Annotated in this window: 24 protein-coding genes and 1 pseudogene; 20 read left to right on the forward strand and 5 right to left on the reverse strand. The window is 41.6% G+C overall.

The window, feature by feature from the left end:
* Nucleotides 1-2: 2 nt before the first annotated feature.
* From OU683_RS09235 to OU683_RS09325, 19 genes are all read left to right on the forward strand, one after another.
* Entirely contained in the window at nt 3-2,204 is a 2,202-nt protein-coding gene (locus tag OU683_RS09235; RefSeq protein ID WP_268137940.1) for a RelA/SpoT family protein, read from the forward strand.
* A gap of 23 nt (nt 2,205-2,227) precedes the next feature.
* Nucleotides 2,228-2,683, forward strand: a complete 456-nt coding sequence (locus OU683_RS09240) for a Fur family transcriptional regulator (RefSeq protein ID WP_228916839.1) — start codon at nt 2,228-2,230, stop codon at nt 2,681-2,683.
* Nucleotides 2,684-2,693: 10 nt separating this feature from the next.
* A complete protein-coding gene (locus OU683_RS09245) occupies nt 2,694-3,965 on the forward strand; it encodes an adenylosuccinate synthase (protein WP_268137486.1) in 1,272 nt (423 codons plus the stop codon).
* Nucleotides 3,966-4,463: 498 nt separating this feature from the next.
* Nucleotides 4,464-5,078 carry a hypothetical protein gene (locus OU683_RS09250; protein ID WP_268137488.1) on the forward strand — a complete coding sequence of 205 codons (615 nt, stop codon included), beginning with the start codon at nt 4,464-4,466 and terminating at the stop codon, nt 5,076-5,078.
* A complete protein-coding gene (locus tag OU683_RS09255; protein WP_268137490.1) occupies nt 5,075-5,374 on the forward strand; it encodes a winged helix-turn-helix domain-containing protein in 300 nt (99 codons plus the stop codon). The genes OU683_RS09250 and OU683_RS09255 overlap by 4 nt, the downstream gene beginning before the upstream one ends.
* Nucleotides 5,375-5,444: 70 nt before the next feature.
* Nucleotides 5,445-5,780: a hypothetical protein gene (locus OU683_RS09260; RefSeq protein ID WP_268137492.1), complete on the forward strand. Its 336-nt coding sequence runs from the start codon at nt 5,445-5,447 to the stop codon at nt 5,778-5,780.
* 17 nt (nt 5,781-5,797) lie between these two features.
* Complete coding sequence (locus OU683_RS09265; protein WP_268137494.1) at nt 5,798-7,039, forward strand: hypothetical protein; 1,242 nt, start codon at nt 5,798-5,800, stop codon at nt 7,037-7,039.
* A 31-nt stretch (nt 7,040-7,070) separates the two neighbouring features.
* Nucleotides 7,071-7,355 carry a hypothetical protein gene (locus OU683_RS09270; RefSeq protein WP_268137496.1) on the forward strand — a complete coding sequence of 95 codons (285 nt, stop codon included), beginning with the start codon at nt 7,071-7,073 and terminating at the stop codon, nt 7,353-7,355.
* 19 nt (nt 7,356-7,374) lie between these two features.
* Nucleotides 7,375-7,644 carry a hypothetical protein gene (locus OU683_RS09275; RefSeq protein WP_268137498.1) on the forward strand — a complete coding sequence of 90 codons (270 nt, stop codon included), beginning with the start codon at nt 7,375-7,377 and terminating at the stop codon, nt 7,642-7,644.
* 92 nt (nt 7,645-7,736) lie between these two features.
* A complete protein-coding gene (locus OU683_RS09280) occupies nt 7,737-8,525 on the forward strand; it encodes an oxygenase MpaB family protein (RefSeq protein ID WP_268137500.1) in 789 nt (262 codons plus the stop codon).
* Nucleotides 8,526-8,924: 399 nt separating this feature from the next.
* On the forward strand, nt 8,925-10,769 hold the full coding sequence (locus OU683_RS09285; protein ID WP_268137502.1) for a PLP-dependent transferase: 1,845 nt from the start codon (nt 8,925-8,927) through the stop codon (nt 10,767-10,769).
* A 126-nt stretch (nt 10,770-10,895) separates the two neighbouring features.
* Nucleotides 10,896-11,405 (forward strand): signal peptidase II, encoded by a 510-nt coding sequence (gene lspA, locus OU683_RS09290; RefSeq protein WP_268137504.1) that lies wholly within the window; start codon nt 10,896-10,898, stop codon nt 11,403-11,405.
* A gap of 141 nt (nt 11,406-11,546) precedes the next feature.
* Nucleotides 11,547-13,382, forward strand: a complete 1,836-nt coding sequence (locus OU683_RS09295; RefSeq protein WP_268137506.1) for an OstA-like protein — start codon at nt 11,547-11,549, stop codon at nt 13,380-13,382.
* A 4-nt stretch (nt 13,383-13,386) separates the two neighbouring features.
* Complete coding sequence (locus OU683_RS09300) at nt 13,387-14,568, forward strand: aspartate aminotransferase family protein (RefSeq protein ID WP_268137508.1); 1,182 nt, start codon at nt 13,387-13,389, stop codon at nt 14,566-14,568.
* A gap of 103 nt (nt 14,569-14,671) precedes the next feature.
* On the forward strand, nt 14,672-16,072 hold the full coding sequence (locus OU683_RS09305) for a tetratricopeptide repeat protein (RefSeq protein WP_268137510.1): 1,401 nt from the start codon (nt 14,672-14,674) through the stop codon (nt 16,070-16,072).
* Nucleotides 16,073-16,104: 32 nt separating this feature from the next.
* Nucleotides 16,105-17,052, forward strand: coding sequence for a DUF368 domain-containing protein (locus OU683_RS09310; protein WP_268137512.1), 948 nt, complete (start codon nt 16,105-16,107; stop codon nt 17,050-17,052).
* Nucleotides 17,030-18,052 (forward strand): DUF368 domain-containing protein, encoded by a 1,023-nt coding sequence (locus OU683_RS09315; protein WP_268137514.1) that lies wholly within the window; start codon nt 17,030-17,032, stop codon nt 18,050-18,052. Before OU683_RS09310 ends, OU683_RS09315 begins: the two co-directional genes overlap by 23 nt.
* Nucleotides 18,045-18,779, forward strand: a complete 735-nt coding sequence (locus tag OU683_RS09320; protein ID WP_268137516.1) for a shikimate dehydrogenase family protein — start codon at nt 18,045-18,047, stop codon at nt 18,777-18,779. Before OU683_RS09315 ends, OU683_RS09320 begins: the two co-directional genes overlap by 8 nt.
* Before the next feature lie 112 nt (nt 18,780-18,891).
* Entirely contained in the window at nt 18,892-21,321 is a 2,430-nt protein-coding gene (locus OU683_RS09325; RefSeq protein WP_268137518.1) for a DUF349 domain-containing protein, read from the forward strand.
* An 89-nt stretch (nt 21,322-21,410) separates the two neighbouring features.
* Here OU683_RS09325 and mazG read toward each other — a convergent pair whose 3' ends face one another.
* The 5 genes and pseudogenes from mazG to ruvX form a co-directional block, all read right to left on the reverse strand.
* Nucleotides 21,411-22,184, reverse strand: coding sequence for a nucleoside triphosphate pyrophosphohydrolase (gene mazG, locus OU683_RS09330; protein WP_268137520.1), 774 nt, complete (start codon nt 22,182-22,184; stop codon nt 21,411-21,413).
* 94 nt (nt 22,185-22,278) lie between these two features.
* Nucleotides 22,279-22,737, reverse strand: coding sequence for a DUF5606 family protein (locus OU683_RS09335; RefSeq protein ID WP_268137522.1), 459 nt, complete (start codon nt 22,735-22,737; stop codon nt 22,279-22,281).
* A 56-nt stretch (nt 22,738-22,793) separates the two neighbouring features.
* Nucleotides 22,794-23,384 (reverse strand): peptide deformylase, encoded by a 591-nt coding sequence (gene def / locus OU683_RS09340; RefSeq protein WP_268137524.1) that lies wholly within the window; start codon nt 23,382-23,384, stop codon nt 22,794-22,796.
* 60 nt (nt 23,385-23,444) lie between these two features.
* Nucleotides 23,445-23,669: pseudogene (locus OU683_RS09345) on the reverse strand (four helix bundle protein); the annotation flags it as partial.
* A gap of 173 nt (nt 23,670-23,842) precedes the next feature.
* A complete protein-coding gene (gene ruvX / locus OU683_RS09350; RefSeq protein WP_268137526.1) occupies nt 23,843-24,250 on the reverse strand; it encodes a Holliday junction resolvase RuvX in 408 nt (135 codons plus the stop codon).
* Between the two features lie 222 nt (nt 24,251-24,472).
* Here ruvX and OU683_RS09355 point away from each other — a divergent pair, with 222 nt between their 5' ends.
* Nucleotides 24,473-25,288, forward strand: coding sequence for a 2,3,4,5-tetrahydropyridine-2,6-dicarboxylate N-succinyltransferase (locus tag OU683_RS09355; protein WP_268137528.1), 816 nt, complete (start codon nt 24,473-24,475; stop codon nt 25,286-25,288).
* Nucleotides 25,289-25,318 lie beyond the last annotated feature (30 nt).

The raw sequence follows: 25,318 nt of genomic DNA on the forward strand, positions 1-25,318 counted from the left end.
TGATGACGGAAGCTGCTATAGAAAAAGAAAACAAGGAGATTGCCCAGCAATACAAGAAACTGCTGCGCATTAGCTACCAAACTCTATCCGAAGAAGACAAAAAATTAATTCGGAAGGCTTTTGATGTGGCGGTAGACGCTCATAAGGACCAGCGAAGAAAATCGGGGGAGGCTTATATTTTTCATCCTATTGCTGTGGCCAAGATCGTGGCTTCAGAAATTGGATTAGATGCGACCTCTATTGCTGCTGCCCTGCTTCACGATGTGGTTGAAGATACCAGCTATTCTCTTGAGGACATTAGAAGCATGTTTGGAGAGACTGTAGCTCGTATTGTTGATGGTTTGACCAAGATCTCACACCTTGAGCACGACAAGGATGTTTCTTTACAGGCAGAGAACTTCAGAAAGATGCTGCTTACCCTGAACGATGACGTAAGGGTAATAATCATCAAGATCGCCGACCGCCTGCATAATATGCAGACGATGGATTCCATGCGCACAGACAAGCAGGAGAAAATAGCTTCAGAAACCCTCTATATCTACGCTCCCCTCGCCCACCGGATTGGCCTGTACAACATCAAAACCGAACTTGAGGACCTGGGTCTTAAATATACAGAACCGGAAGTGTACAACGAAATCCTGCAAAAAATACGAGAGAGTAAAGAACAGCAGGATAAATATATTGATGAATTTACCCAGGTGATCAAGGACTCCCTGGATAAAGAAAACATGAAGTACACCATCAAGGGACGGCCTAAATCCATTTTCTCCATCAGGCGAAAAATGAAGAATCAAAATGTCACTTTTGATGAGGTCTACGATAAATTTGCCGTTAGGATTATCTATGGCAGTGATCCTGCCAATGAAAAGTTCCTGGCCTGGAAGATCTATTCTATAGTTACAGACCACTTTCGACCTAATCCAACCCGTCTTCGGGACTGGATATCCTCTCCAAAATCTACCGGATATGAAGCCCTGCACATAACCGTAATGGGACCAAAAGGCCGATGGGTAGAGGTGCAAATTAGAAGTGAACGCATGAATGAGATCGCCGAGAAAGGTTATGCGGCCCATTATAAATATAAACAGGGAAACGGGGAAGATGGACTGGAGGAATGGGTGAACAAACTTCAGGAGGCACTGGAAAATTCAGAAGTCAATGCTGTAGATTTTGTAGAACAATTTAAACTTAACCTCTATTCAAAGGAGATTTTCGTTTTTACGCCACAGGGGGAATTAAAATCTCTTCCCAAGGGAGCGACCCCGTTGGATTTTGCTTTCAGTATTCACACAGAAGTTGGATTACGTACCCGGGGAGCACGAGTTAATGGGAAATTGGTTCCACTTAGTACTACGCTTAACAGCGGGGACCAGGTGGAGATAATAACTTCAGAAAAAGCCAAACCCAATTCCAACTGGCTGGATTATGCAACTACGGCACGGGCCCGCGCCAAGATCAAATCTTCTCTTAAAGAGGAAAAAAAGGATATTGCCGAAGAAGGGAAGGCTATTCTCACAAGAAAACTGCGGGCACAAAAGATACCGTTCAATGAGAAAACGGTAAACGAGCTGGTCATATTTTTCAAATTAAAGACAAGCCTGGATCTATTTTACAGGGTTGGAGCCGGTATTATTGATAACCAAAAATTAAAAGACTATGCCGCTTCCAGAAGTAATGCCCTGGTAAGTTTCTTTAAAAACAAGATAAGAAAACCCAATACTGTTGAGGATATTGACAGAGATGAAATCACGGCAAAATATGATCAACTTGTTTTTGGTCGTGATGAAGAGGTGCTTGATTATAAACTTGCGAACTGTTGTAATCCCATTCCCGGAGACAATGTCTTTGGATTTATAACGGTAAGTGAAGGTATAAAAGTCCACAAAAAAGATTGTCCCAATGCCATACAGCTACAGAGTAATTTTGCCTACAGGATTATACAGGCAAAGTGGAAAGATTCAACGCAGGAAGAGTTTAAGGTAGTTATAAAATTGACGGGTATAGACAACATTGGACTTGTTAACGATGTGACCCGGGAAATCTCCAGTAATATGAATGTCAACATTAAAAACATTAATTTTGACAGTAGAGACGGGATATTTACCGGCAGGATAACCGTGGTCGTTAAGAATAACATTATCCTTAAAAAATTAATGGAGCACCTTAAAAAAATAAACGGTATAGATAAGGTCTCACGTGAATAATCTTATACCTTTGCACCCATAATATGAGCAAGAAATCTATTAGTAAAAACGACCAGGCTGTTGTAAAAAATGTCTTTACAAAATACCTGGAGGAGAAAGGACATCGCAAAACTCCCGAACGTTTTGCCATTCTGCAGGAGATCTATAACAGTGATGAACATTTTGACATAGAGTCTCTGTACATCAAAATGAAAAATAAAAAGTACAGGGTAAGCCGGGCGACTCTGTATAATACCATTGAACTTCTTCTGGAATGTGGCCTTGTGCGAAAACATCAGTTTGGAAACAATCAGGCTCAGTACGAAAAATCTTATTTTGACCGTAATCACGATCATATTATCTTAACCGACACCGGGGAAGTAATAGAATTTTGCGATCCACGTATTCAGTCGATCAAACAAACCATTGAGGAGGTCTTTGATATCGAAATAAGCACACATTCTTTATATTTTTACGGAAACAAAAAAACAACCGAATAACCTGAATTTTATGGCAGTAGACTTACTTCTTGGATTACAATGGGGAGATGAAGGAAAAGGAAAAATAGTAGATGTATTTACCAAACAATATGACATCATCGCCCGCTTCCAGGGAGGCCCAAACGCAGGACATACTTTAGAGTTTGATGGCCAAAAACACGTGCTTCACACAATTCCCTCGGGCATCTTTCATGCAAATGCTATTAATCTTGTTGGGAACGGCGTTGTAATAGACCCGGTAATCTTCAAGAGGGAACTTGACAACTTAACCAAGTCGGGAGTTGATTACACGAAAAAACTTATCATTTCCAGGAAAGCACATTTGATCCTGCCTACGCATCGCTTGCTGGATGCAGCAAGTGAAGCTTCAAAAGGAAAAGCGAAAATTGGTTCCACCCTTAAAGGAATTGGTCCAACTTATATGGACAAGACCGGCAGGAATGGAATTCGTGTTGGCGACCTTGAGCTAAGCGACTGGAAAGAAAAATACCGCAACCTTGCCGATAAGCATGAAGCTATGATAAGCTTCTACAATGTTGATATACAATACGACCTGGGGGAGCTGGAATCGGAATTCTTTAAGGCAATCGAAACCCTTAAATCCCTGCAGTTCATAGACAGCGAGGAATATTTGTACCAGGCTCAGAAAAACGGAAAATCCATCCTGGCCGAAGGTGCACAGGGATCATTGCTCGATATCGACTTTGGAACCTATCCTTTCGTTACTTCTTCCAATACTACAGCGGCAGGAGCCTGTACCGGTTTGGGTGTAGCTCCAGGACAGATCAAGGAAGTCTTCGGGATTTTTAAAGCTTACACGACCCGTGTAGGTAGCGGCCCCTTCCCTACCGAGCTTTTTGATGAAGACGGTGAAACTATGGGACGTGTGGGAAAAGAATTTGGCGCAACTACAGGAAGAGCCCGCCGCTGCGGATGGCTTGACATGGTGGCCCTTAAATATGCCGTGCAGGTAAGCGGGGTTACTCAGCTTATCATGATGAAAGCTGATGTTTTGAGTGGCTTTGACACTCTTAAAATATGTACCGCCTATAATTATCGTGGAGAAGAGATCACTCACCTACCATATAATATAGAGCATGAAAATGTAACTCCTATATACACACATTTTAAAGGTTGGGAAAAAGATCTTACTCAGCTTTCATCACCAGATGAATTGCCACAAGAGCTTAAAGAGTACATATCATTTATTGAAAAAGAACTTGAGATCCCGATAAAGATCGTGTCTGTAGGTCCCGACAGGCTTCAGACCATCGAGCTTTAAGAGGTTCCAAAAATGTCATTTTTAAAAGGTGTTGCGAGAGCAACACCTTTTTTTGTTATTAGAAAGAAAACCTTCTTCATCTCTAATTGAGACATTTGGCTATCAAACATCATTCTGAATTTATTTCAAAATCTTAGATTGATCTTTCCACCTCATTTTAGAACCTGAAACAAGTTCAGGTTGATGATTGGCTTGTAATTATGGTTATTTTTCCTGAAGAGAAATAGCTACCTCATCAATAGAAAAGGGATGAACATAAATTATATAGGTTTTACAAATCGATCCAGTGCCATTTTCTGTTTTACCCCTGCCCAAAAGGAGCCGGAAAATGAATTGAAAACATGAAATTCAAATTAGCTTCTGGAAAATTAACGTCAAGATCTTCTGATCGAGTAGAAAAAAAGTTTTGCACCATGGGCATTATTTTTTACTGCACCAAAAAAAATTTTTGCACACAAAAATTAAATTATTAACTTTGAATTGCAAAGTACTTTCTAAATGAAGAGAAAAGAAGAAGATTACATGCAGGACCTTAGGGAGATACGATCCATTATGGAACGCTCCACCAAGTTCCTCTCTCTTAGCGGAATATCGGGGGTCCTGGCAGGGCTCTACGCTTTGGCAGGAGCTTACCTGGCCTTCAATATCTTTGATGATACCGAAGCACTGGTTTACGGGATACCTTCAGGCGAGAACGTGTGGGACCTGCTGCTCATAGGGACAGTGGTGCTCCTCCTCGCAGTCTCCACTGCCGTGGCATTTTCGGTAAACAAAGCCAGAAGGAAAGGGGAAAGAGTGTGGAATCCTGCCGCCAAAAGGATGCTGGCTAATATGGCGGTTCCCCTTGTGGCCGGTGGTTTGCTAGCCCTGGTCTTTTTAGCAAAAGGGCTCATCATGTTGATGGCCCCGGTTACACTGATATTTTACGGGATAGGTCTATACAATGCAAGTAAGTTCACTTATGAGGATGTAAAATATCTGGGTTTTATTCAAATGGTGCTCGGATTGTTTGGAGCCTTCTTTACCGAATATAGTCTCCTGTTTTGGGCCTTTGGATTTGGGGTGATGCATATTATTTATGGGATCTATGTGAACTATAAGTACGAAAGGTGAAAATATCTATAGATGGTTTGCATAAGGCATTTGAGAGCAGGATTAGGCTGGGAATTATGTCTGCCCTGGCTGTAAATGATACGCTGGATTTCTCATCGCTAAAAGATTATCTCAACGTGACCGATGGGAACCTGGCAAGTCATTTAAAAGCTCTTGAAAAAGAAAAATTTGTTGCTGTGACAAAGTCTTTCATCGATAGAAAACCTAATACGAGATACACCATGACAAAACAGGGAAGAAAAGCTTTTGAGGAACACCTGGCAGCACTGGAAAATTTAATAAAGTCACAAAAATAATTTTTTTATACATCTACTTTGAATTTCAAAGTACTCTTTAAAATTATAACATTCACTTAATTAACTCATTATGGAATCCAGCACACATCTATTTAAGAACAGCTTTACCGCAGCCCTGTCAAGGAGGATCCTCATAGGGGCAGCCTTCGCTTTTGTCCTCATTACCCTTTTTGTAATGGGGGTAGACAATCCCGATCCCGAATGGCCAAAATACTGGAAAATACGGCCAATTGTGGTGACCTCTATTGCCGGGGGAATTGGAGGTGCTTTTGCCGATTTCATGCACCTAATGAGGCGAGAAGGAGGCATCTACAGGGGGCTTGGCATTGTTCTGAGCCTGGTGGGATATGTGGTCATTCTTTGGCTGGGAAGTGTTTTCGGACTCGCCGGAACTCTGTGGAATTAGACCTAAAACCCGAAGTCATGAAAGAAAACATCTTAGCTGCAATTAATGATCCGGGGCAATTGGAAAGGTATTACCGGAGCAACAAAAGCGAATTCAGGCGGGATTTCAATTCGGTTTATACCGAGATCCAGGGAAGTTCGCTGGCGCAATTCTGGTATGAGAGACTTAATTTTGAGAAAGAAGAAGTAAGCTGGGGAAGCCGTAAGGAGATCCTGTTCGTTCTTTCTTCTGCCCTTTTGGCCGGTCTTATAGCCAAAATCCCGCATCTCTTAGGAGTAAGCGAGGACTTCTTTTATCCACGGAATATTGGTTTTATTTTCCTTCCGTTGCTTACGGCCTATTTTGCCTGGAAAAGTGAGCTCAACCTAAAGAGGATTGTAACAATTGGAGCTGTTTTCATCGCCTGCCTCCTCTATATCAATCTCTACCCTGCCTCCTCTCCCGAAAATGATATTTTTATTCTCATTTGTATCCACCTGCCTTTATTGCTTTGGATACTCCTGGGTTCAGCTTTTGTGGGAAATGATCTTAGTAACAACTCGCGCCGACTTTCATTTTTAAGCTACAATGGCGACCTGTTGATCATTACTGGCCTTATCCTCATTGCCGGCGGAATTATGACCGGGGTAACCATAGGTTTATTTTCGGCTATCGGTTTAAATATTGAAGATTTCTATTTCAGGAATGTAGTAATATTTGGGCTCCCCGCGGCACCCATCATAGGTAACTATCTAATTCAGAAGAACCCGCAACTGGTGGGAAAGGTTTCACCGGTGATCGCCAGGATCTTTTGTCCGCTGGTGCTCGTCATGCTGGTGATCTATCTGGCAGCCATGCTTTTTGCAGGAGGAGATCCTTACAATGACAGAGACTTTTTGCTGGTTTTCAATGTGCTGCTCATCGGGGTAATGGCGATCATCTTCTTTTCGGTCGCGGGGGCTTCAGAAAATACCCACCTTGAGAAATGGATGTTGTTCCTGCTTTCTGTAGTTACCATCATTGTAAACGGTATAGCTCTTTCGGCAATCATGTTCCGTATTGCAGCGTGGGGAATTACGCCCAACAGGCTGGCCGTGATGGGCGCAAATATTTTGATCCTCACGCATCTATTGCTGGTGGCTACCAACCTTTATAAAACAGCTTCAGGAAAAGGAACCTCTGCTCAACTGGAGCGCTCCATAGCCGGTTACATACCTGTTTATGTGATATGGCTGCTCATTGTTGTTTTTCTTTTTCCTTTATTATTCAGTTTTACCTAAACCTAAATATCAACCTTTAAAAACAATCATTATGAAAATTACAAGACTTACAGGACTAATGCTTACTGCAGCCTTAATTTTACTCCTGCCGTTGGTAGGGATGATCTTCACTTCGGAAGTTGATTGGGGACTTCTGGACTTTGTTGTTATGGGAATTTTACTCTTTGGCACCGCATTCATTATTGATCTTATCTTCAAAAAAGTAAGAACTACAGAAAAGCGTATCATTTATGCGGCTATTGTACTTGGGGTACTTTTCCTGGTCTGGGCCGAACTTGCCGTGGGCATTTTCGGAACGCCATTCGCCGGTAGTTAATTTATTACAATCAATCATTATGAAAAATAGAATTAGTATATCCGAAACTGTGAGCTGGTTTCTGGGATTGATCATTTTTACCCTTGGAATTCTGAACCTCATTTTGATCCATCCTGTCCCAGGGCTCACTTATGTCTTGTTTTCGCTGCTTTTCTTCCCTCCCGTAGAAAGGTTTTTTAGGCGGAAGTTTGGTATTTCAATTCCTTTTGCCGCTCTGTTAGTCTTTGCACTGGTGATCTTCTGGTTTACACTTGGGGTGAGCGACCTGGGGGAAATGTACGGTCTGTAAATTAGCTGAAGACCTACTGCTGAAAGAGCAAAATTTGGACTGGCAATGGCGGGATTATTGCATAATCCTTCTAAAATGAAAAGTTTAAGCTAATGGAATATTTTGTTGATGAAGATTCGATAGTGCGTAAGATATGGGGAAAGAGTGATACCATTCTTTTCATTTTTGCCGGTGCCTCTGCCGAATTTGCTCTCAACAAGGCCGTGGACTGGCTCTACTTTACCGGAAGACTCCCTGCCGATCCTCTGGGGAGGTTGTTCTCCACCGTATCTTATGCGAGGCAGATCGTTTTCCTGCCAAAAAAGGATGCGCTGGCGGCGATTAACAGCATCAATACTGTGCATGCTAATGTGGAGAACAAGCGCGGCAGCCAAATCCCCCAATGGGCTTACCGCGATGTGCTGTATATGCTCATTGGGTATTCCATTCGTGCCTATGAACTGCTGGAACACAAACTTACTGAAGCCGAAAAAGAGGAAGTCTTTAATGTTTTTTACCGTATTGGCCTGGAAATGGGAATCAAGGATCTTCCGGTAAACTACAGGGACTGGCTGCCCGACCGGAAAGAACATTTGTACCGCGACCTAGAAAAAGGCGAATACAGTGTAGATCTCTACTTGCAGTATCGCAAGCATCTCGGTCCAGTTCGTTACTGGTTTCTCATGCAGGTACAGGAGTTGGTTTGTCCTTCGAGGGTAAAGGAGTTGCTCGACCTAAAACCCAATGCAGTCATCCCACCGGCTTTGACTGCCTACAAAGCGAGCCGAAATTTTAAAATGGATTACTTCATAAAATCCCTGCTCCTCCCGTCAGATTACAAAGAAGAGATCAGGGAACTGGACAGGTTTGGAGAAAAAAAAGGTAGACCCGCCGAAGTGTAAATTCTGTTCTGAAGAGGACTCCAAAAAAGGCATTTTTGGAACACCTTATTTTTGCCGCTGAAGACGTGCAGCAGCTTGAAGGTAATCCCAAAACCTTATTCTAGCTAAGAAAAGTTTCAGAAATTTTAATAAATTCTGAAATATTACCACTTCGTTGATCAAAATTCAGGTGAACCTGAAGTAAAATCTTAAGAATTCTCTTTCCGAACAGGAAACATACTTACAAAAAACAAACTCAGCTTTAAGTTTAGCATTAATCTCTTCAAGCCTATCAAGGTCCTTCAGTTTCACAACTTCAAAAATTATTTTGGATCTTAGAAATAGCCCAACAATACAGCTGTAAAATTTAAAAAATAGACCTAATTCCTTTATCTTGCCGGCCTGTCAAAAATTAAAGCTATGAAAGAGAATAAAGTGCTGAATTATATTGAAAATGTCTTAGAAAATATGCCTACTGACTGGTTGAGGCTAACAACCCATCGATTGGACATTTATGATGAAAAGCTGGCAAAAACTCAATTTTTAGACCGGTTTGAATATTTGTATAGTTCCAATAATTCTGAAACATCAGCACTAAGTGAGTTACCAACCGCCTTTGATTATATCCGGTTGGGTCATCCGTTATCTTCAATTCTCGAATGGACAATTGCAGAATTAAATGGCCTAAAGCCGGAAAATGTCATTAGTATCTCATCAAGGACGGTTCCCGTTCTGGCGGTCCTTAGAAAGAACCTGTTGGAAAACAAGAATACCCAGATATGTTATACAGGAGAATTACCCGAATTTTTTGATCCTGAAGCCCTAAAGCGTGTTTACGGTTATAATTTTGAATTAAAGAAAGTTGAGAACCTGGAAGAAATATCGGGATATGACGGAAGTACTATTTACATCTCCCCGCAGGATGAAATAGGTAAAGTTGAGCTTAATTCACATGTCGACTTTTTTATTAGTGTCCACTCTCACCTGGGAAGCATTTTACTGGTAAATGGCGAGCAAAATGAGAGCTATATTTCAGAAATACAGCATGTAAGGAGAAGAGAAACTATTGCAATGACCCCTGCCGATTCATTTTCTGCCTTGCAGCAGTTAGTAGGAAAATCTACTGCTAACCGGCAGGAAAATACTATTGAGGCAAATAAGGTTAAGGTTATAGAGTCAATTAAAAAGATCACCGGCACCAACACAAAGGCTTTACTTGCTTCTAGTGGATTATCTATCCAGTATGCTATCATGATGGGCCTTATTGATGATGCACTTGAAAAGCATAAAGGCAAAGACATCAAATTTATTGTTCCCCCAAATTGTTACGGTGGAACGAACGACCAGGCAAGACGGGTTGCTGCATGTATTGATAATGTTGAAGTAGTGGACCTGCCTGTTGATGGTGACAATGATATGGTTCAAAGTATTGACACTGTATTGGACAGGATCGCTAAAGAAAATGCTGTCCCTTATATCATCGCCGAAATTCCAACAAATCCAAGAGTCGAAGTTCCAGATCTGGAAAAATTGAAAGATGTTTTAAGTAAAGCACGTAAAAGTGCAACAGGTGAAGTTGCCATTGATCCGGTTTTCATTTTAGATCAAACCTTTTGTCCCAACGTTCAATTTCTGGCTAAAGATGGAATACTCTCCAACATAAGAACAATTTCCTATGTTAGTGGATCAAAATTTCCAAGTGGAGGAAAATGTACTGCCGGTTATTGTGTAGTTAATGATAAGGCCGAAGCCTTATTGGAGAAGATCGAAAAGCACCTGGTACTTTGTGATAACGAGGCTACAGGGCTTCAGGTTCAATTATTAGCAGAGCAATTGCCTTCAATGAATCAAAGGATTAAAGATGCTTACAGAAATACCCGTGAATTTGTAAACTTCATCAGGGAGACCTTACCAACGGCGAAGATCAATTTTGTTTCGGAAGAATTGGCTCAGGCAGGATTTACTCCCTCTGTATTTTCATTGGATCTTCCAACAAAAGGAGAAACAGATGAAGAAAGAGAAGCTTATAAAAGGAAATTGAATCAAAAATTGATCGATATGATGATCAATGAAATCCCGAATGAGAGCAAGTATTGTGTGAGCTATGGACAGTTAAAAGGATGTTACTGGACTATTCCTGCGACATCAACACAGGGAACGACCAAAGAAGACGATAAAGATTATATCGCCAGGGTATCATTGTCTCCCAATTTGGATCTTGAACATCATAAAAAAGTCTTTAAAGATTTTGTTGAACAAATTTGATTAAGGACGAGGAAATTACGGGAGTAATTTAGATGCTAAAATTCAAAAAGACTCAGACCTTAAGCGAGATATTGTTTAGGTTACAAGGGGAAATAAATAGAAATTGACAAGCTCAATATAAACCAGATGCATACAAGACGATTAACAACGATCTTAGTCGGGCTAATCCTAATAATTTCCAATATTAGCTGTGATCAAATCACAAAAAAAGAAGTTCGGGAAAATATAAATCCTCACGAAAGAATTGAAGTAGTTAAGGATAATTTCATTTTAACAAAAGTTGAAAATACAGGGGCTGCATTAAGCTTCGGATCAAATTTTCATCCTACTGTCAAGCTATTCATTTTTCAGCTAATGCCAGTTCTCGTGTTGATTTACTTATGTTATTATTTGTACAAAAGTGAAAATATTTCAAAGCTTAATTTCGTTGCATTTACATTTTTCATTGGAGGAGGAATAGGGAATATTATTGATCGTGTCCTGTATAATTCGGTAACAGATTTTATGTTTCTAAAATTAGGACCTCTTCATACCGGTGTTTTTAATATGGCAGATGTTTCGGTTACAATTGCGGCCTTTCTGTTAATAATTGGTTCTTTTAAAAAGGAAAATAAAAAGGAATGCCTCAGCTTATAAGCGCCCGCACTTAGTGCTGTAAACTTTCTTTTCAGGAAAAATTTACTGCTATAGAAGAAGCTGATAATCCCATCCTTAAAAGATTTCCCGCTGCCGCCAATTTCCTTCAGAATTCACTACTTTTGAAGCAAATTTCTTTTGGTGAAGTACGTCCAGATCTTATGCCTTTTCGCAGTCCTTTTTACATTGGGACCAAATAGTTATGCCCAGGAGGGTAAGAAGATTAGGTACGAGAGTGAGCGCACCTTAAAGAATGAGGAAAAATATCCAGGGGCTTTTATCCTTAGCAAAGTGAACGAACAGGTGCATTTCATCCACCAGGGAATCGAGGTCTGGGCAGACCAGGCGATTCATTATGCCGAAGAGAACTTCTTTAAGGCCTATGGAAATGTACGTATGGAGCAGGGGGATACCATCACCATGACCAGCCAGTATGCAGAATACAACGGAAATACACGTTTTGCATTTGCCAGCGGAAATGTTTTCATGCGCAACCCGCAAACGAGCCTGGAAACAGATACGCTTTTCTTTGATCGGGAAAAACAACAGGCTTATTACCGCAGTGGAGGAACAATACGTGATACTGCCAGTGTTCTAAAAAGCCGAATTGGAAGGTACTATCTGGAAGATGAAAAATACACCTTCGCATCTGAAGTAGTAATCACCAATCCCGATTATGTGCTCACTTCAAACCACCTCGACTTTTATTCTGAAACCGGAGGTGCTTATTTCTATGGCCCCACTACCATCAAGAGTGACCAGTCCACAATTTATGCTGAAAGAGGTTACTATGACACCCGCGGGGACACAGGCTATTTTGTAAAGAATTCCAGAATTGACTATGAAAACCGCATTTTAGAGGGGGATAGCCTGTACTTTAACCGAAACACAAATTTTGCTTCGGCTACCAATAATATCAAAGTTACAGACACCATAAATGAAAGTGTAATTCGCGGACATTATGCCGAAGTTTTCCGGGAGAAAGATTCGGTATTCATAACCAAACGCGCCGTAGCCGTAAGCGCACAGGAACAGGATTCGATCTACATCCACGCCGATACTTTGATGGTCACAGGAAAAGCAGAGGACAGGGTGATACGGGGATTTTATGATGTTCGTATGTTTAAAAGCAACATGAGCGGCAAGAGTGATTCCATTCATGTGCGGGAAAGAACCGGGCTTACACAAATGCTAGGGCAACCGGTGATCTGGTCAGAGAACAACCAGCTCACGGGAGACACCATTCATTTGCTCACCAATGTAGAGACCGAAGAAATGGATTCGCTCAAGGTTTTCGACAATGCTTTTATGATTCAAAAGGACAGCATTAGTGGTTACAATCAGCTGAAGGGATTACAGATGTACGGCAAATTCAATGACAACAGTTTGGAGCAGGTGGATTTGGTCAAGAATACCGAGACGCTCTATTACATGAGGGATGATCCCGGAGAGTTGATTGGGATCAATAAAACCCTTTCCAGCTCGATTTCAGTTTTCCTTGAAGAGCAGCAGGTAACAGATGTTTTTTATTATAATCAAATCGATGGAATTCTCTACCCCGAAAGTGAATTGCCCGAGAGGGACCGCACCCTCAAAGGTTTTAACTGGCGGGGTGAAGAACGCCCCCTTTCTGTAGAGGATCTCTTCGCTGACGATCCCCATTATGAGGCGGTGAAAATTGAAGGAATTCCGCTGCCCGAAGAAGAAGAGAACTTTTTCGACAACGAACCCGAAAACGGGCCGCTGCTCAACGAGAAAAGTCGTTTAAAAGAAACAGATCTTCAGGAAAGACCTTCTGACACAATTTCCGGCACCAACAAAAAAGCTGCTCAACCAGAACCACTTTTAAGGCAGGAGGAAATCGACAGTCTTCCCGTTCAGGACACTGTGCAACCGGGTTCGGGCCAAATGCCACGCATGATAAAAAAGCAGGATACCATCTCCCCTGCCGCAGGAAAATTTCCCAAAAAAGAATAAAGATTTGAAACAGGATTTTTTGAAATATCAGGCGCAAACATCGCCTTTTCCGTTGGCGCTGGAGGTTTCCCATGCTTCCGGTTCTTACATTTATGATCCCGCTGGAAAAAGTTACCTGGACTTTGTGGCAGGCGTTTCAGCCTGCACTCTTGGTCACTGCCATCCCAGGGTTGTAAATGCAATAAAGCAGCAGGCAGAAAAATACCTTCACGTAATGGTGTATGGGGAATATGCACAAGGCCCGGCAGTTGACCTATGTAAGTTGCTGGCCTCTCAACTCCCTGCACCATTGGAAAAAACATACCTTACAAATTCGGGTACCGAAGCTATTGAAGGCGCCTTAAAACTGGCCCGCCGTTATACGGGAAGAACCGGAATAATTGCGGCAAAAAGCGCCTATCATGGAAATACCATGGGATCTTTAAGTCTAATGACCTTTGAGGAGCGCCAAAAACCATTTCGCCCGTTAATTGGAGACGTTTCGTGGATAGAGTTCAACAGTGAGGAAGACCTGCAGAATATCACAGAACATACCGCGGGAGTGATCCTGGAAAGTATTCAGGGTGGGGCGGGATTTATTCAGCCGCAAAATGATTACCTCAAAAAAGTAAAAGCCAGGTGTGAAGAAGTAGGCGCTCTGCTTATTCTGGATGAAATTCAGCCGGGTTTTGGCCGTACCGGCAAACTCTTTGGATTTGAGAATTTTGATATGGTGCCCGATATTGTTGTGATGGGAAAAGGTATGGGTGGCGGAATGCCGATAGGAGCCTTTACATCCTCTTCAGCAATAATGGATACTTTGAGTGACAATCCCAAAATGGGCCATATTACTACTTTTGGAGGGAACCCCGTTATAGCAGCAGCAGCATTGGCGACGCTTCAGGAATTGACAGAAAGTGATCTTATTGAACAAACCCTTCAAAAAGAGCAATTATTCAGGAAATTATTGGTGCACCCTTTGATTTCAGAAATTCGGGGTCGCGGATTAATGCTGGCACCAATCTTGACTTCAGAAGAAATAGTGAACGAATTGGTGATTAAGGCTCAGAATAAAGGCCTAATTTTGTTCTGGTTACTTTTCGAAGGAAGGGCCGTAAGGATCACTCCACCGCTAACAATCACAATGGAAGAGATAAAAAAAGGTTGCGGCATAATTATTGAAACATTAGACTCTTTATTGCAGTAAACCTGTGGTGTTAATTACTTTGTTAACAACAAATTTGTACTTTACCACAGTCGCTGTAGAACATTTATAACTTTAATACTGTAGAAATCAGTAAAAACTGCTTATGCTATTAAGCCATAACGAAGAAAACAATTTCTCCCTTACTCGTTTTGAATCGATGCTGAAGACAAATGATGTCTTATTTTTTGACTCCGAGGAGTTTGAAAGTATAATTCATTTCTATTTAGAGAATGGAAAAATTGCCCTTGCCAAGAAAGCTGTTAGACTGGGACTTTCACAACACCCTACCTCGGTAAACCTTAAATTACTCAGGGTAGAGATCCTTGTATTTGAAGACAAGCTTGACCAGGCCGAAGAAATACTGAATGAAATCTATGATCTGGAACCCTCCAACGAGGAAGTCTATATCCAAAAGGCCAATATACTATCCAAAAAGGACCAGCACCAGGAAGCTATTCACATGCTTGAGGTCGCTCTCGAAATGACGTATGATGAAGCCGATGTCTATTCCCTGCTGGGAATGGAGTACCTGTTCCTGGAAGATTTTGAAAATGCAAAACAGAACTTCATGAAGTGCCTGGAAGCCGATGAGGAAGATTACTCGGCCCTGTACAACATCATGTATTGTTTTGATTTTCTTGAACAGAAACAGGGAGCCATAGATTATCTTACCAACTTCCTGGACGGGAACCCATACTCTGAAGTGGGTTGGCACCAGCTGGGAAAACAATATTTCGATCTTAAAAATTATGTAAAGGCATTATCTGCCTATGAATTTGCGATCATTAGTGACGATACTTTTATAGGCGCATACCTTGAAAAAGGAAAGGTGCTGGAAAAACTGGGGAGGTATAATGAAGCCATTGAGAACTATACCATTACAATGGATCTCGATGACCCAACCTCCTTTGCTTATTTAAGGATTGGAAAATGCTACGAAAAACTGGGACTGGATGAATTGGCGTTAAAGAATTACCGCCAAACGGTTCATGAAGATCCCTTGTTGGATAAAGGATGGATTGCCATCACCGACTTCTTTTACAAAAAAGGAAACCATCGTAAAGCCCTTTACTATATCAATAAAGCTATCAACATTGACAGCGAAAATGTATTGTACTGGAAAAGGTATGCCCGCATCAATAACAAATTAGAGCAACTTGAGGAGGCCGAAAGAGGTTACCGCAGGACTCTTGAACTGGGAAACTACGAATTGGAAACCTGGGTCAAACGATGCGATGTTCTTATTAACCTTGGAGAGTTTGAAGCTGCAGTACAAAACCTGTTACAGGCTGTAGAATTCTATCCTGAAACAGCCGAGATAGAATACCGTCTTGCCGGCCTGTATTTTATGCTACACGAACCTGAAAAGGGTAATACACACCTCAATAATGCACTCAAGATGGATTCTGAATATTATATCATCATTGAGGAGCTTTTCCCTTCAATTTTCGCGAGAAAATCGGTGAAGGAGAAAATAAAAATGCACCTTAAATCTTGCAGTTAATTCTTTAACTTTGCGCACTTCAAAATTAGACAATGCGTAGAAGTTTTAAAGATTACCTTATTCTTACGGCAAAAGGAATGGCTATGGGAGCCGCAGATGTGGTTCCCGGAGTTTCCGGTGGTACCATAGCTTTTATTTCGGGCATATATGAAGAGCTCATTTCTACCATTAGCGGTGTAAAGATCGGGCTTTTGCAGACCTGGAAGAAGGACGGCTTCAAAGCCATGTGGACAGAGCTCAACGGGAACTTCATTGTAGCTCTGTTAGGCGGTATTCTGTTCAGCATCTTTACGGTGATGCGCCTTACCAATTATTTGCTTGAAGAACATCCAATCCTCATCTGGTCTTTCTTTTTTGGATTGGTCCTGGCAAGTGTGTACTATGTGGCCAAACAGATCAAGAAATGGACTTTTAATGTCTTTCTCTTTCTGGTCATTGGTGCCGGGGTGGCTCTTTACATTACTTCCCTGCCTCCGCTAACCGCAGCCGCAAGTGATCTCTATCTATTCTTTGCCGGGGCAATCGCAATTTGCGCCATGATACTGCCGGGAATTTCGGGAGCGTTTATTTTGGTGCTATTAGGCGCATATAAAACTGTTAGTGAAGCCGCTCACGAATTTGACCTGAAGATCCTGGGCATTGTAGGACTTGGAGCTATTTTTGGACTGCTTTCCTTTTCCCGACTGCTCAAATGGCTTTTCGCGAATTACAGCACCCTTACCCTCGCTACGTTGACAGGTTTTATTGCCGGTTCTTTAAACAAGATCTGGCCATGGAAGCTGCAACTGGAAACAGTAAGAATTGGGGATAAGATAATTACCCTTAGAGACGAATCTGTAATGCCGTGGAATTTTGAAGCAGAACCTCATACCCTACCGGCAATGGTTCTTATGCTTGCAGGGTTTGCCCTTATTCTTATCTTAGAGGGCCTCGCAGAAAAAAAGCCGGTGCAGGAAAATGCAGCAAACCCGAACGTATAGCGATAAAGTATTTCTGGTCATCAAAGGCATCTTGATGGGTGCCGCAAATAAAGTCCCCGGAGTTTCCGGAGGAATGGTCGCATTTGTTGGAGGTTTTTACGAGGAATTCATTTTTTCCCTGCGGCGCTTCAATATAAATTCCCTCAAACTTATTGTAAACGGAAGGTTTCGCAGCCTGTGGTATTACACAAACGGTCGCTTTCTTTCCCTGCTCATCCTGGGGATGGTGATAAGTTATTTTTCTGTATCCCTTTTGCTGGATTACTTAATCACACACTATGAACTCTACGTCTGGGCCTCCTTTTTTGGGATGATCCTGGGCTCGATCTACTACATAAGCAAGGATTTCGAGGAGTGGAACCAACGTAATATAGGTTTTATGCTACTCGGTATCATTGCCGGGGTGAGCATTAGTTTTCTTGAACCTGCCGCGCAAAATGACAACCTGTGGTTTGTATTTTTCTGCGGAATTGTCGGGGTCTCGGGGATGACGTTACCCGGTCTATCAGGTTCCTTTATTCTTATTCTTTTGGGCAATTACGTACTGCTCCTGGTAGATTCTGTAAACGCTCTTTACCTCACTTTATCTGAAATTTTTCAGCTGGATTTTTCGTTTCTCAATAATGAAGACAGGTTGCGCCTGCTTGAGGTGTTGCTCGTATTTACAGCCGGGTCAATTACGGGGCTCGTCTCTCTATCCCATATCTTAGGCTACCTGCTGAAGCACTATAAAAACGCCACATTTGCAGTTATCATTGGCTTTATCACGGGTTCCCTGGGAGTTGTGTGGCCCTGGAAAGAAGCTGAATTCCGTAGGGATACCGAAGGTGTTTTTCTACTTGACCAAAAAGGTAACAAGATCATAGATAATTACGACAGGTATATTCCGCAACTCGATGAGCTTAGTACCTGGATTGCAATTTTCTTTATAATAGCGGGAACTCTCCTGGTTCTTTGGCTGGCCATTGCCGAACTTAAAAACAGAAAATCTTATGCATAAATTTGGGCTGGTAGGTCGCAACATTTCTTATTCTTTCTCGCGGAAGTTTTTTTCTGAAAAATTTGATCGGGAAGGTATTGCCGCTGTTTATGAAAATTTCGATCTGCAGGACATCAAGGAATTTCCAGAAGTTGTTACCAACAACCCCGAACTCAAAGGCCTTAATGTAACCATTCCATACAAGGAGGTCATTTTCCCATTTTTGGATGCTCTGGACCCGGTGGCCCGGGAAATAGGTGCTGTAAACACTATTAAGATCAACGAAGATGGCAGGTTAACTGGCTACAACACCGATTATTTCGGCTTTACTGAAGCCCTTAAACCTCACCTGAAGCCACATCATCAAAATGCACTTATCCTCGGTACCGGCGGTGCTTCCAAAGCAATTGATTACGCCCTGAAGTCTTTGAACATAAACACAAGATTTGTTTCCCGGTCACCTTCCAAAAATGCCATTTCTTATGAAAATCTTTCTAAAGAAATTCTTGCAACATATACGGTGATCGTCAATACTACGCCACTGGGCACCCATCCAAAAATCGAAGAATTTCCGGCCCTTCCTGTGCAGCATATAGGTTCGCGGCACCTGCTTTTCGACCTAATCTACAACCCTTCAAAAACCGCATTGATGCAGCTGGCCGAATCTCGTGGGGCCACCGTGCTTAACGGGCAGAAAATGCTGGAACTTCAGGCTTTGAAAGCCTGGGAAATATGGAACAGGAGATAGCTGCTTCAGCTCATTTTTCCATTTATAAATAGCCGCAATCCCTTGTTAGGTACGCGGGGAGTTGTTATCTTTCACGTTTATTACTGAATAGTGAACCCTAACATTGAAAGATATGTCTGAGAAAGATAAACTGTTTAAACAGGAGCAGCCGGAGAAAGAGAATAATGACTTGAATTCGCAAGCCGAAAATCCTGTGAAAAAGACAGAAGAAACAGCTGAAAAACCTTCCGAAGAAAAGGAAGATAAAGACCACATTGCCGATGCTATGGTAGATGAAGGAAAATCTGCCGAAGAAAAGAGAAATGCCGAACCCGGCACCTCTGCAGAAGCGGCTATGGATAGTGATGATGAGGAGGAGGAAGGACAAACGGCTTCTCAGAAAAAAGAAACTACAGCATCTCCTTCAAAAAAACCTGTTTCGGAAGTGAAAACTTCAGACAAAACAAAAGATAAAGATTCTATTGAAGAAGCTATGGTAGATGAAGCACAGTCGACCGAAGATAAGAAATCGGCCGAACCTGCCACTTCTCCCGAAGCAGCTTTGGAGACAGATGATGAGGACGCAGAGAAAGCAGCTTCAGCTTCTAAGGAGAAAGAAAATGAGGAGAAGACATCGGGTGAAAAATCTGAGGCCAAAAATCCATTTTTTGACTCCTCCAGTCCGGGTACTTCAGACGAAAAGGTAGAGAAGGAATCTTCCGAAGAAAGTGAAGAGGAAGAAAGTCCTGCGCCAAAGAAAGCCCGCGATGCACAAAGCGAAATGGAAGAATCTGTAGCCGAAGAAAGGGAAGACGAGACTGCAGGAGAACGCCACGGGATCGAGAAGAAGGATTACCATGCGATGAGCAAGGAAGCCCTGGCCGATGAGCTGGAAAAACTTCTTAAGAATGAAAAGGTACAGGCTATCAAAGAGCACGTGGAAGAGATACGTGCCGAGTTCAATGCTAAGCTAGATGAGGAGATAGAAGAAAAAAAGGAAGAATTTCTTGCTGATGGCGGAAATATCATTGACTTCCACTACTCCACCCCTCTAAAAAAGAGATTTAATTCCCTGTATTTTGATTACAAGGAAAAACGAAATAAATATTACCAGCAACTCAAGCAGGACCTCAACAAGAACCTCGAGAGAAGACTGGAAATAATTGAGGAGTTAAAAGGCTTGATCGATGTGGAAGAGAACATCAATACTACCTACAAGCACTTCAAGGATTTGCAGGATCGCTGGAAAACGGCAGGTCCCATCCCAAGAGACAAGTACAACACTGTTTGGAATACTTATCACCATCACGTAGAGAATTTTTATGATTTTCTGCACCTCAACAGGGAGTTTCGGGATTTGGATTTCAAGCACAACCTGGAGCAGAAATTAAAGATCATTACCCGCGCAGAGGAACTTACACAGGAAGCCGATACTAACCGTGCTTTCCGGGAGTTACAAATGCTCCACAAGATGTGGAAGGAAGATCTGGGACCGGTAGAGAAAGAATACCGGGATGACATTTGGCAAAAGTTTAGTGATGCCACTAAACAGATCCATGACAAAAGGCAGGAATTTTTTGCGCAGATGGAAAAGGATTTTGAGAAAAATCTTGAAAAAAAGCAGCAGATCATTGAGCAAATAAAAGAAATAGCTTCAGAAAGTTATAAGTCTCACAGGCAGTGGCAACAAAAGATCACCGAAGTTGAAGCCTTACGGGAAGCCTTTTTCAATGCGGGAAAAGTGCCACGTCATGTGAATGACGAGACCTGGAAGAAATTCAAGGAGACCGTACGTAGCTTTAATCGCAATAAAAATGCTTTTTATAAGAACCAGAAAAAAGAGCAATACGAGAACCTGGAGAAAAAACAGGAACTCGTTAAGTTAGCCGAAGAGCATAAGGATAGCGACGATTTTAAGGCCACTACGCCGCTTATGAAAAAGATCCAGAACGACTGGAAAAACATTGGACATGTTCCCCGGAAGGACAGCGACAAGATCTGGAAAAAATTCAAGGCCGCCTGTAATCATTATTTCGACAGGCTTCATGCTTCGAGAAACGAAGAGAACCAGGAAGAAAATGAAGCCTTTGATCAAAAGAAGGAGCTCCTGGAAAAACTGAAAAATGTAGAACTATCCGGCGATCGTAAACAAGATCTTCCTACCATTAAGAACTTTATTGAAGAGTGGAAAAAACTTGGACGTGTCCCGCACACCAAGCGTTATATAGAAGGAAAGTTCAACAAAGCCCTTGATCAGGCTTTTGATAAGCTCGACCTGGATAAGAAACAAAGTGAGATGCTTAAGTACGAGAATAAAGTACAGGCTCTTGAAAATTCTGATGATTCCAGAAAACTGAATAATGAGCATTATTTCCTTACCAAAAAAATTGAGGAAACAAAGGCAGAAATAAGGCAGCTGGAGAACAACCTGCAGTTCTTCTCAAATGTAGATGACAAGAATCCACTGGTACAGGATGTTCACAAGAACATTCAAAACCAGAAGGATCAATTAAAGATCTGGAAAGAGAAGCTGGAAAAAGTAAAATCCCTTTACGATCAATAAGATCTAAACGGACATTAGTAAAAGAAAAACACCTCTTGAAAAATGACATTTTTGAGAGGTGTTTTTTTATGTTCGTTACTTAAACCTGCTTATCTCTGCTTGGCTTCTTCCCAGTAGACATCCATTTCGGCCAGGGTCATATCTTTAAGGCTCTTATTTTGCTCCTTAGCTTTACTTTCCAGGTACTGGAACCGTTTAATAAATTTCTTGTTCGTACGCTCCAGGGCATCTTCGGGATTTACTTTTAGGAATCGGGCGTAATTGATCATACTGAACATCACATCCCCAAACTCCTCCTCTATCTTTTGTTGATTTTCTGAGTTGATCTCATGTTGGAGTTCTTCCAGCTCCTCCTGTAGCTTTTCGAATACCTGTTGTGGCTCCTCCCAGTCAAATCCAACCCCTGCAACTTTATCCTGGATCCTGCTGGCTTTCACTAGGGCCGGCAAAGATGCAGGTACGCCTTCCAGGACACTCTTTTTGCCTTCTTTTAGTTTTAGCTGTTCCCAGTTTCTCTTCACATCTTCCTCATCGTTCACTTTTGTGTCGCTGTAGATGTGGGGATGGCGGCTAATTAATTTTTCAGAGATACTATTTGCAACGTCTGCGATATCAAAATCCTTAGTCTCGCTCCCAATTTTTGAATAGAAGACGATGTGCAGTAAAAGATCTCCCAGCTCCTTTTTCACCTCCTGCAAGTCATTGTCGAGAATGGCATCTCCCAATTCATAAGTTTCTTCGATGGTAAGGTGCCGCAGACTTTCCAGAGTTTGCTTGCGATCCCAGGGACATTGCTCCCGCAATTCATCCATTATTGTGAGTAGCCTGTCAAATGCTTTGAGCTGTTCTTGTCGTGAATTCATTTTCATGATCTTTAAGAAAGGAAAGGTAAGTTTTACTCAAATAAAAAACCAACTGAGAACAGTTGGTTTTTTATTTATAATTCCTGCAAGGCTATTATTCTTCGCCACCGGAGTCTTTTGTAGCTTTTTCGGTTTCGGCTGTTTCTTCCGAAGCTTTTTCATCTGGCTTACTAAAGTCGGTATAACCTTTACTCACCAAAAGATTGTACCACTGGATGATCTTTTTGATGTCGCTTACATATACACGATCCTCATCATAATCGGGCAGTACTTCACTAAAGTACTCCTCCAGTTTTGCCTTGGATTCCTTGTGGCTTATTGCCTCTCCCCCGTTCTCCTTATCATAGATCTTCTGGAAAACCTCACGCAACGGGATTTCTTCAGTATAGGTATATATGGCGATCTCACTCAACAAGCTTACATTGTGACGCATGTTTACAGAGATCTTTTTTCCGTCTAACATAGATTCAGCTACAAAACCTCCGCGGGTTTGTGCTTTAAGTTCATACAATCCCGGTTTGCCGGAAATTGACAACACTTTATCTAACTTCATATTTTTTATTTTTTGGAAGGCAAATATCTTACCTCCTGCCTAGAAAACAAAACTAATTAACGGCCTTTTTTAAGTTCGGGGAATTTCATGCGGTAATCAACCTGAATCTTTCCCTTAGAAATGTTGGAAAGTTTGCCTTTAATAAGTCTCTTTTTAAGACTACTTAGCTTATCTGTAAATAAAATACCTTCTATATGGTCGTATTCATGCTGGATCACACGCGCCGCGATGCCTTTATACTCCTCCACGTGTTTATTAAAATCTTCGTCAAAATATTCAATTTTGATCTCGGGTTTCCTAAAAACGTCTTCTCTCACTTCAGGAATGCTTAAACAGCCTTCATTAAAAGCCCATTCGTCCCCAGTCTCCTCCACAATTTTTGCATTGATAAACACCTTTTTTAAAGACGCCAATTCCTTTTGTTCTTCTTCAGAAAGCTCTACGTCTTCAGCAAAAGGAGAGGTGTCTACAAGAAATATTCTAATTGGCAGCCCTACCTGTGGAGCTGCGAGCCCAACTCCATATGCGCCATACATGGTCTCCCACATATTATCCAAAAGCTCTTTCAACTTGGGGTAATCCTCCGGAATATCTTTGGCTTTCTTTCTTAATACCGGATCTCCGTATGCTGTAATTGGTAATACCATTCTTTAATAAATATTGTATATTTTATATTGAATAATTTATAATCTATATTTTTTTAAAAACTACTTCAGGTTCTTCAGAGCCGTAATTCGGGAAGCAATAAAAATTGAAGTCAATTCTTTAGCTTCCTTTAGCGCCTCATTAAAATCAACATGTTTTGCCATACCCTCATCTCTCAAAAATTCAAGCCAGAAAATACACTCATCTGCTTCCTCAATTACTATTCCTAACTTGGAAATAAATGCTCTTTTTGACTGACCAAGACATGCTGCCCTGTAATTGGCCGCAACAGAGGTAGAACCTCCTAATTAATTGTCCTTCAATATGAATTCCCAGCTTATTCTTTGGCAACTCAACTGCCAGTTTAACACATTTGTGAGCAAAAAGATTTGATCTTTTCTTGATTTCTTCCTTCATCATCTTTTTATATTGAATTCAATATACCATATTCAATATAAAATCACTTATAAAGGTATGACTGCAGTATAATAGTTGCGCTTATCTCATCTACAAGGGCTTTATTTTGTCGCTGCTTTTTTTTGAGTCCGCTGTCGATCATGGACTGGAATGCCATTTTAGAGGTGAAACGTTCATCTACTCTTTCGAGTTTCATTTCGGGAAAATTTTCTATGAACTTCTTCAGGAATTCCTGAATGCTCACTTCACTGTGAGACGCAGTATTGTCCATTTGTTTAGGCTCTCCCAAGAGGACAAGTTCAACATTTTCATCAGAAAAATATTTTTTTAAAAAAGGCAGCAGTTCGGCCGTAGGAACTGTAGTTAATCCCGAAGCTATGATCTGTAGCTCATCGGTAACTGCAATTCCGGTGCGTTTTGTGCCGTAATCTATTGCCAGTATTCTGCCCATAATTCGGCGGCAAAGATACGGGTTAATTCGTGAACCTAAAAATGGGTTACATCCGCCGCGATACTCAAGCCTTCAGCTAATCTGAGTTAAATGTATTACCTTCGCACAACAGGCAGCCTGCATAAAAAACCTCTGTAAAAGGTCATTTTCAGCAGGTTTTTCTGCTTAAATTTCACTTCTTAAGTGGAAGGATATTTAATTAAAAGAAATAAAATTTTCAAAATGGAACATCTTAAAGGGATCATAGAAAAAGCGTGGGACGACAGGGATCTTCTCAATAAAACTGAAACTACAAATGCCATTAGGGAAGTAATTGATTTGCTCGACGAAGGAAAACTACGGGTTGCCGAACCTGTAACCGATGGCTGGCAGGTGAATGAATGGGTGAAAAAGGCTGTAGTACTATATTTCCCTATTCAGAAAATGGAAACCCTGGAAGCAGGAATTTTTGAGTATCATGATAAAATTCCACTAAAAAGAGGTTATAAAGAAAAAGGAATAAGAGTAGTTCCCAATGCAGTAGCAAGACATGGGGCTTATATTTCCAGCGGAGTCATTATGATGCCAAGTTACGTGAACATTGGAGCTTATGTTGATGAAGGTACGATGGTAGACACCTGGGCAACTGTTGGAAGCTGCGCCCAAATTGGCAAAAATGTGCATTTGAGCGGCGGCGTTGGTATTGGCGGCGTATTGGAACCCTTACAGGCGGCGCCGGTAATTATTGAAGATAATGCCTTTTTAGGATCCAGAAGTATCGTTGTTGAAGGTGTAAAAGTGGAAAAAGAAGCAGTTCTTGGAGCTAATGTAGTTCTAACTGCATCCACCAAGATTATAGACGTTACTGGAGATGAGCCGGTTGAGATGAAAGGAATTGTGCCTGCGCGTTCTGTAGTGATACCCGGAAGCTACACCAAGAAATTTCCGGCGGGAGAATACCAGGTGCCATGCGCTTTGATCATTGGAAAGCGAAAGGAGAGCACCAATAAGAAAACTTCTCTAAATGATGCTTTGAGAGAACACAATGTAGCAGTTTAGATTGTTGATACCTTATAATACAATAGAAAG

It is taken from the genome of Salinimicrobium sp. TH3 (assembly GCF_026676115.1).
GTDB lineage: Bacteria > Bacteroidota > Bacteroidia > Flavobacteriales > Flavobacteriaceae > Salinimicrobium.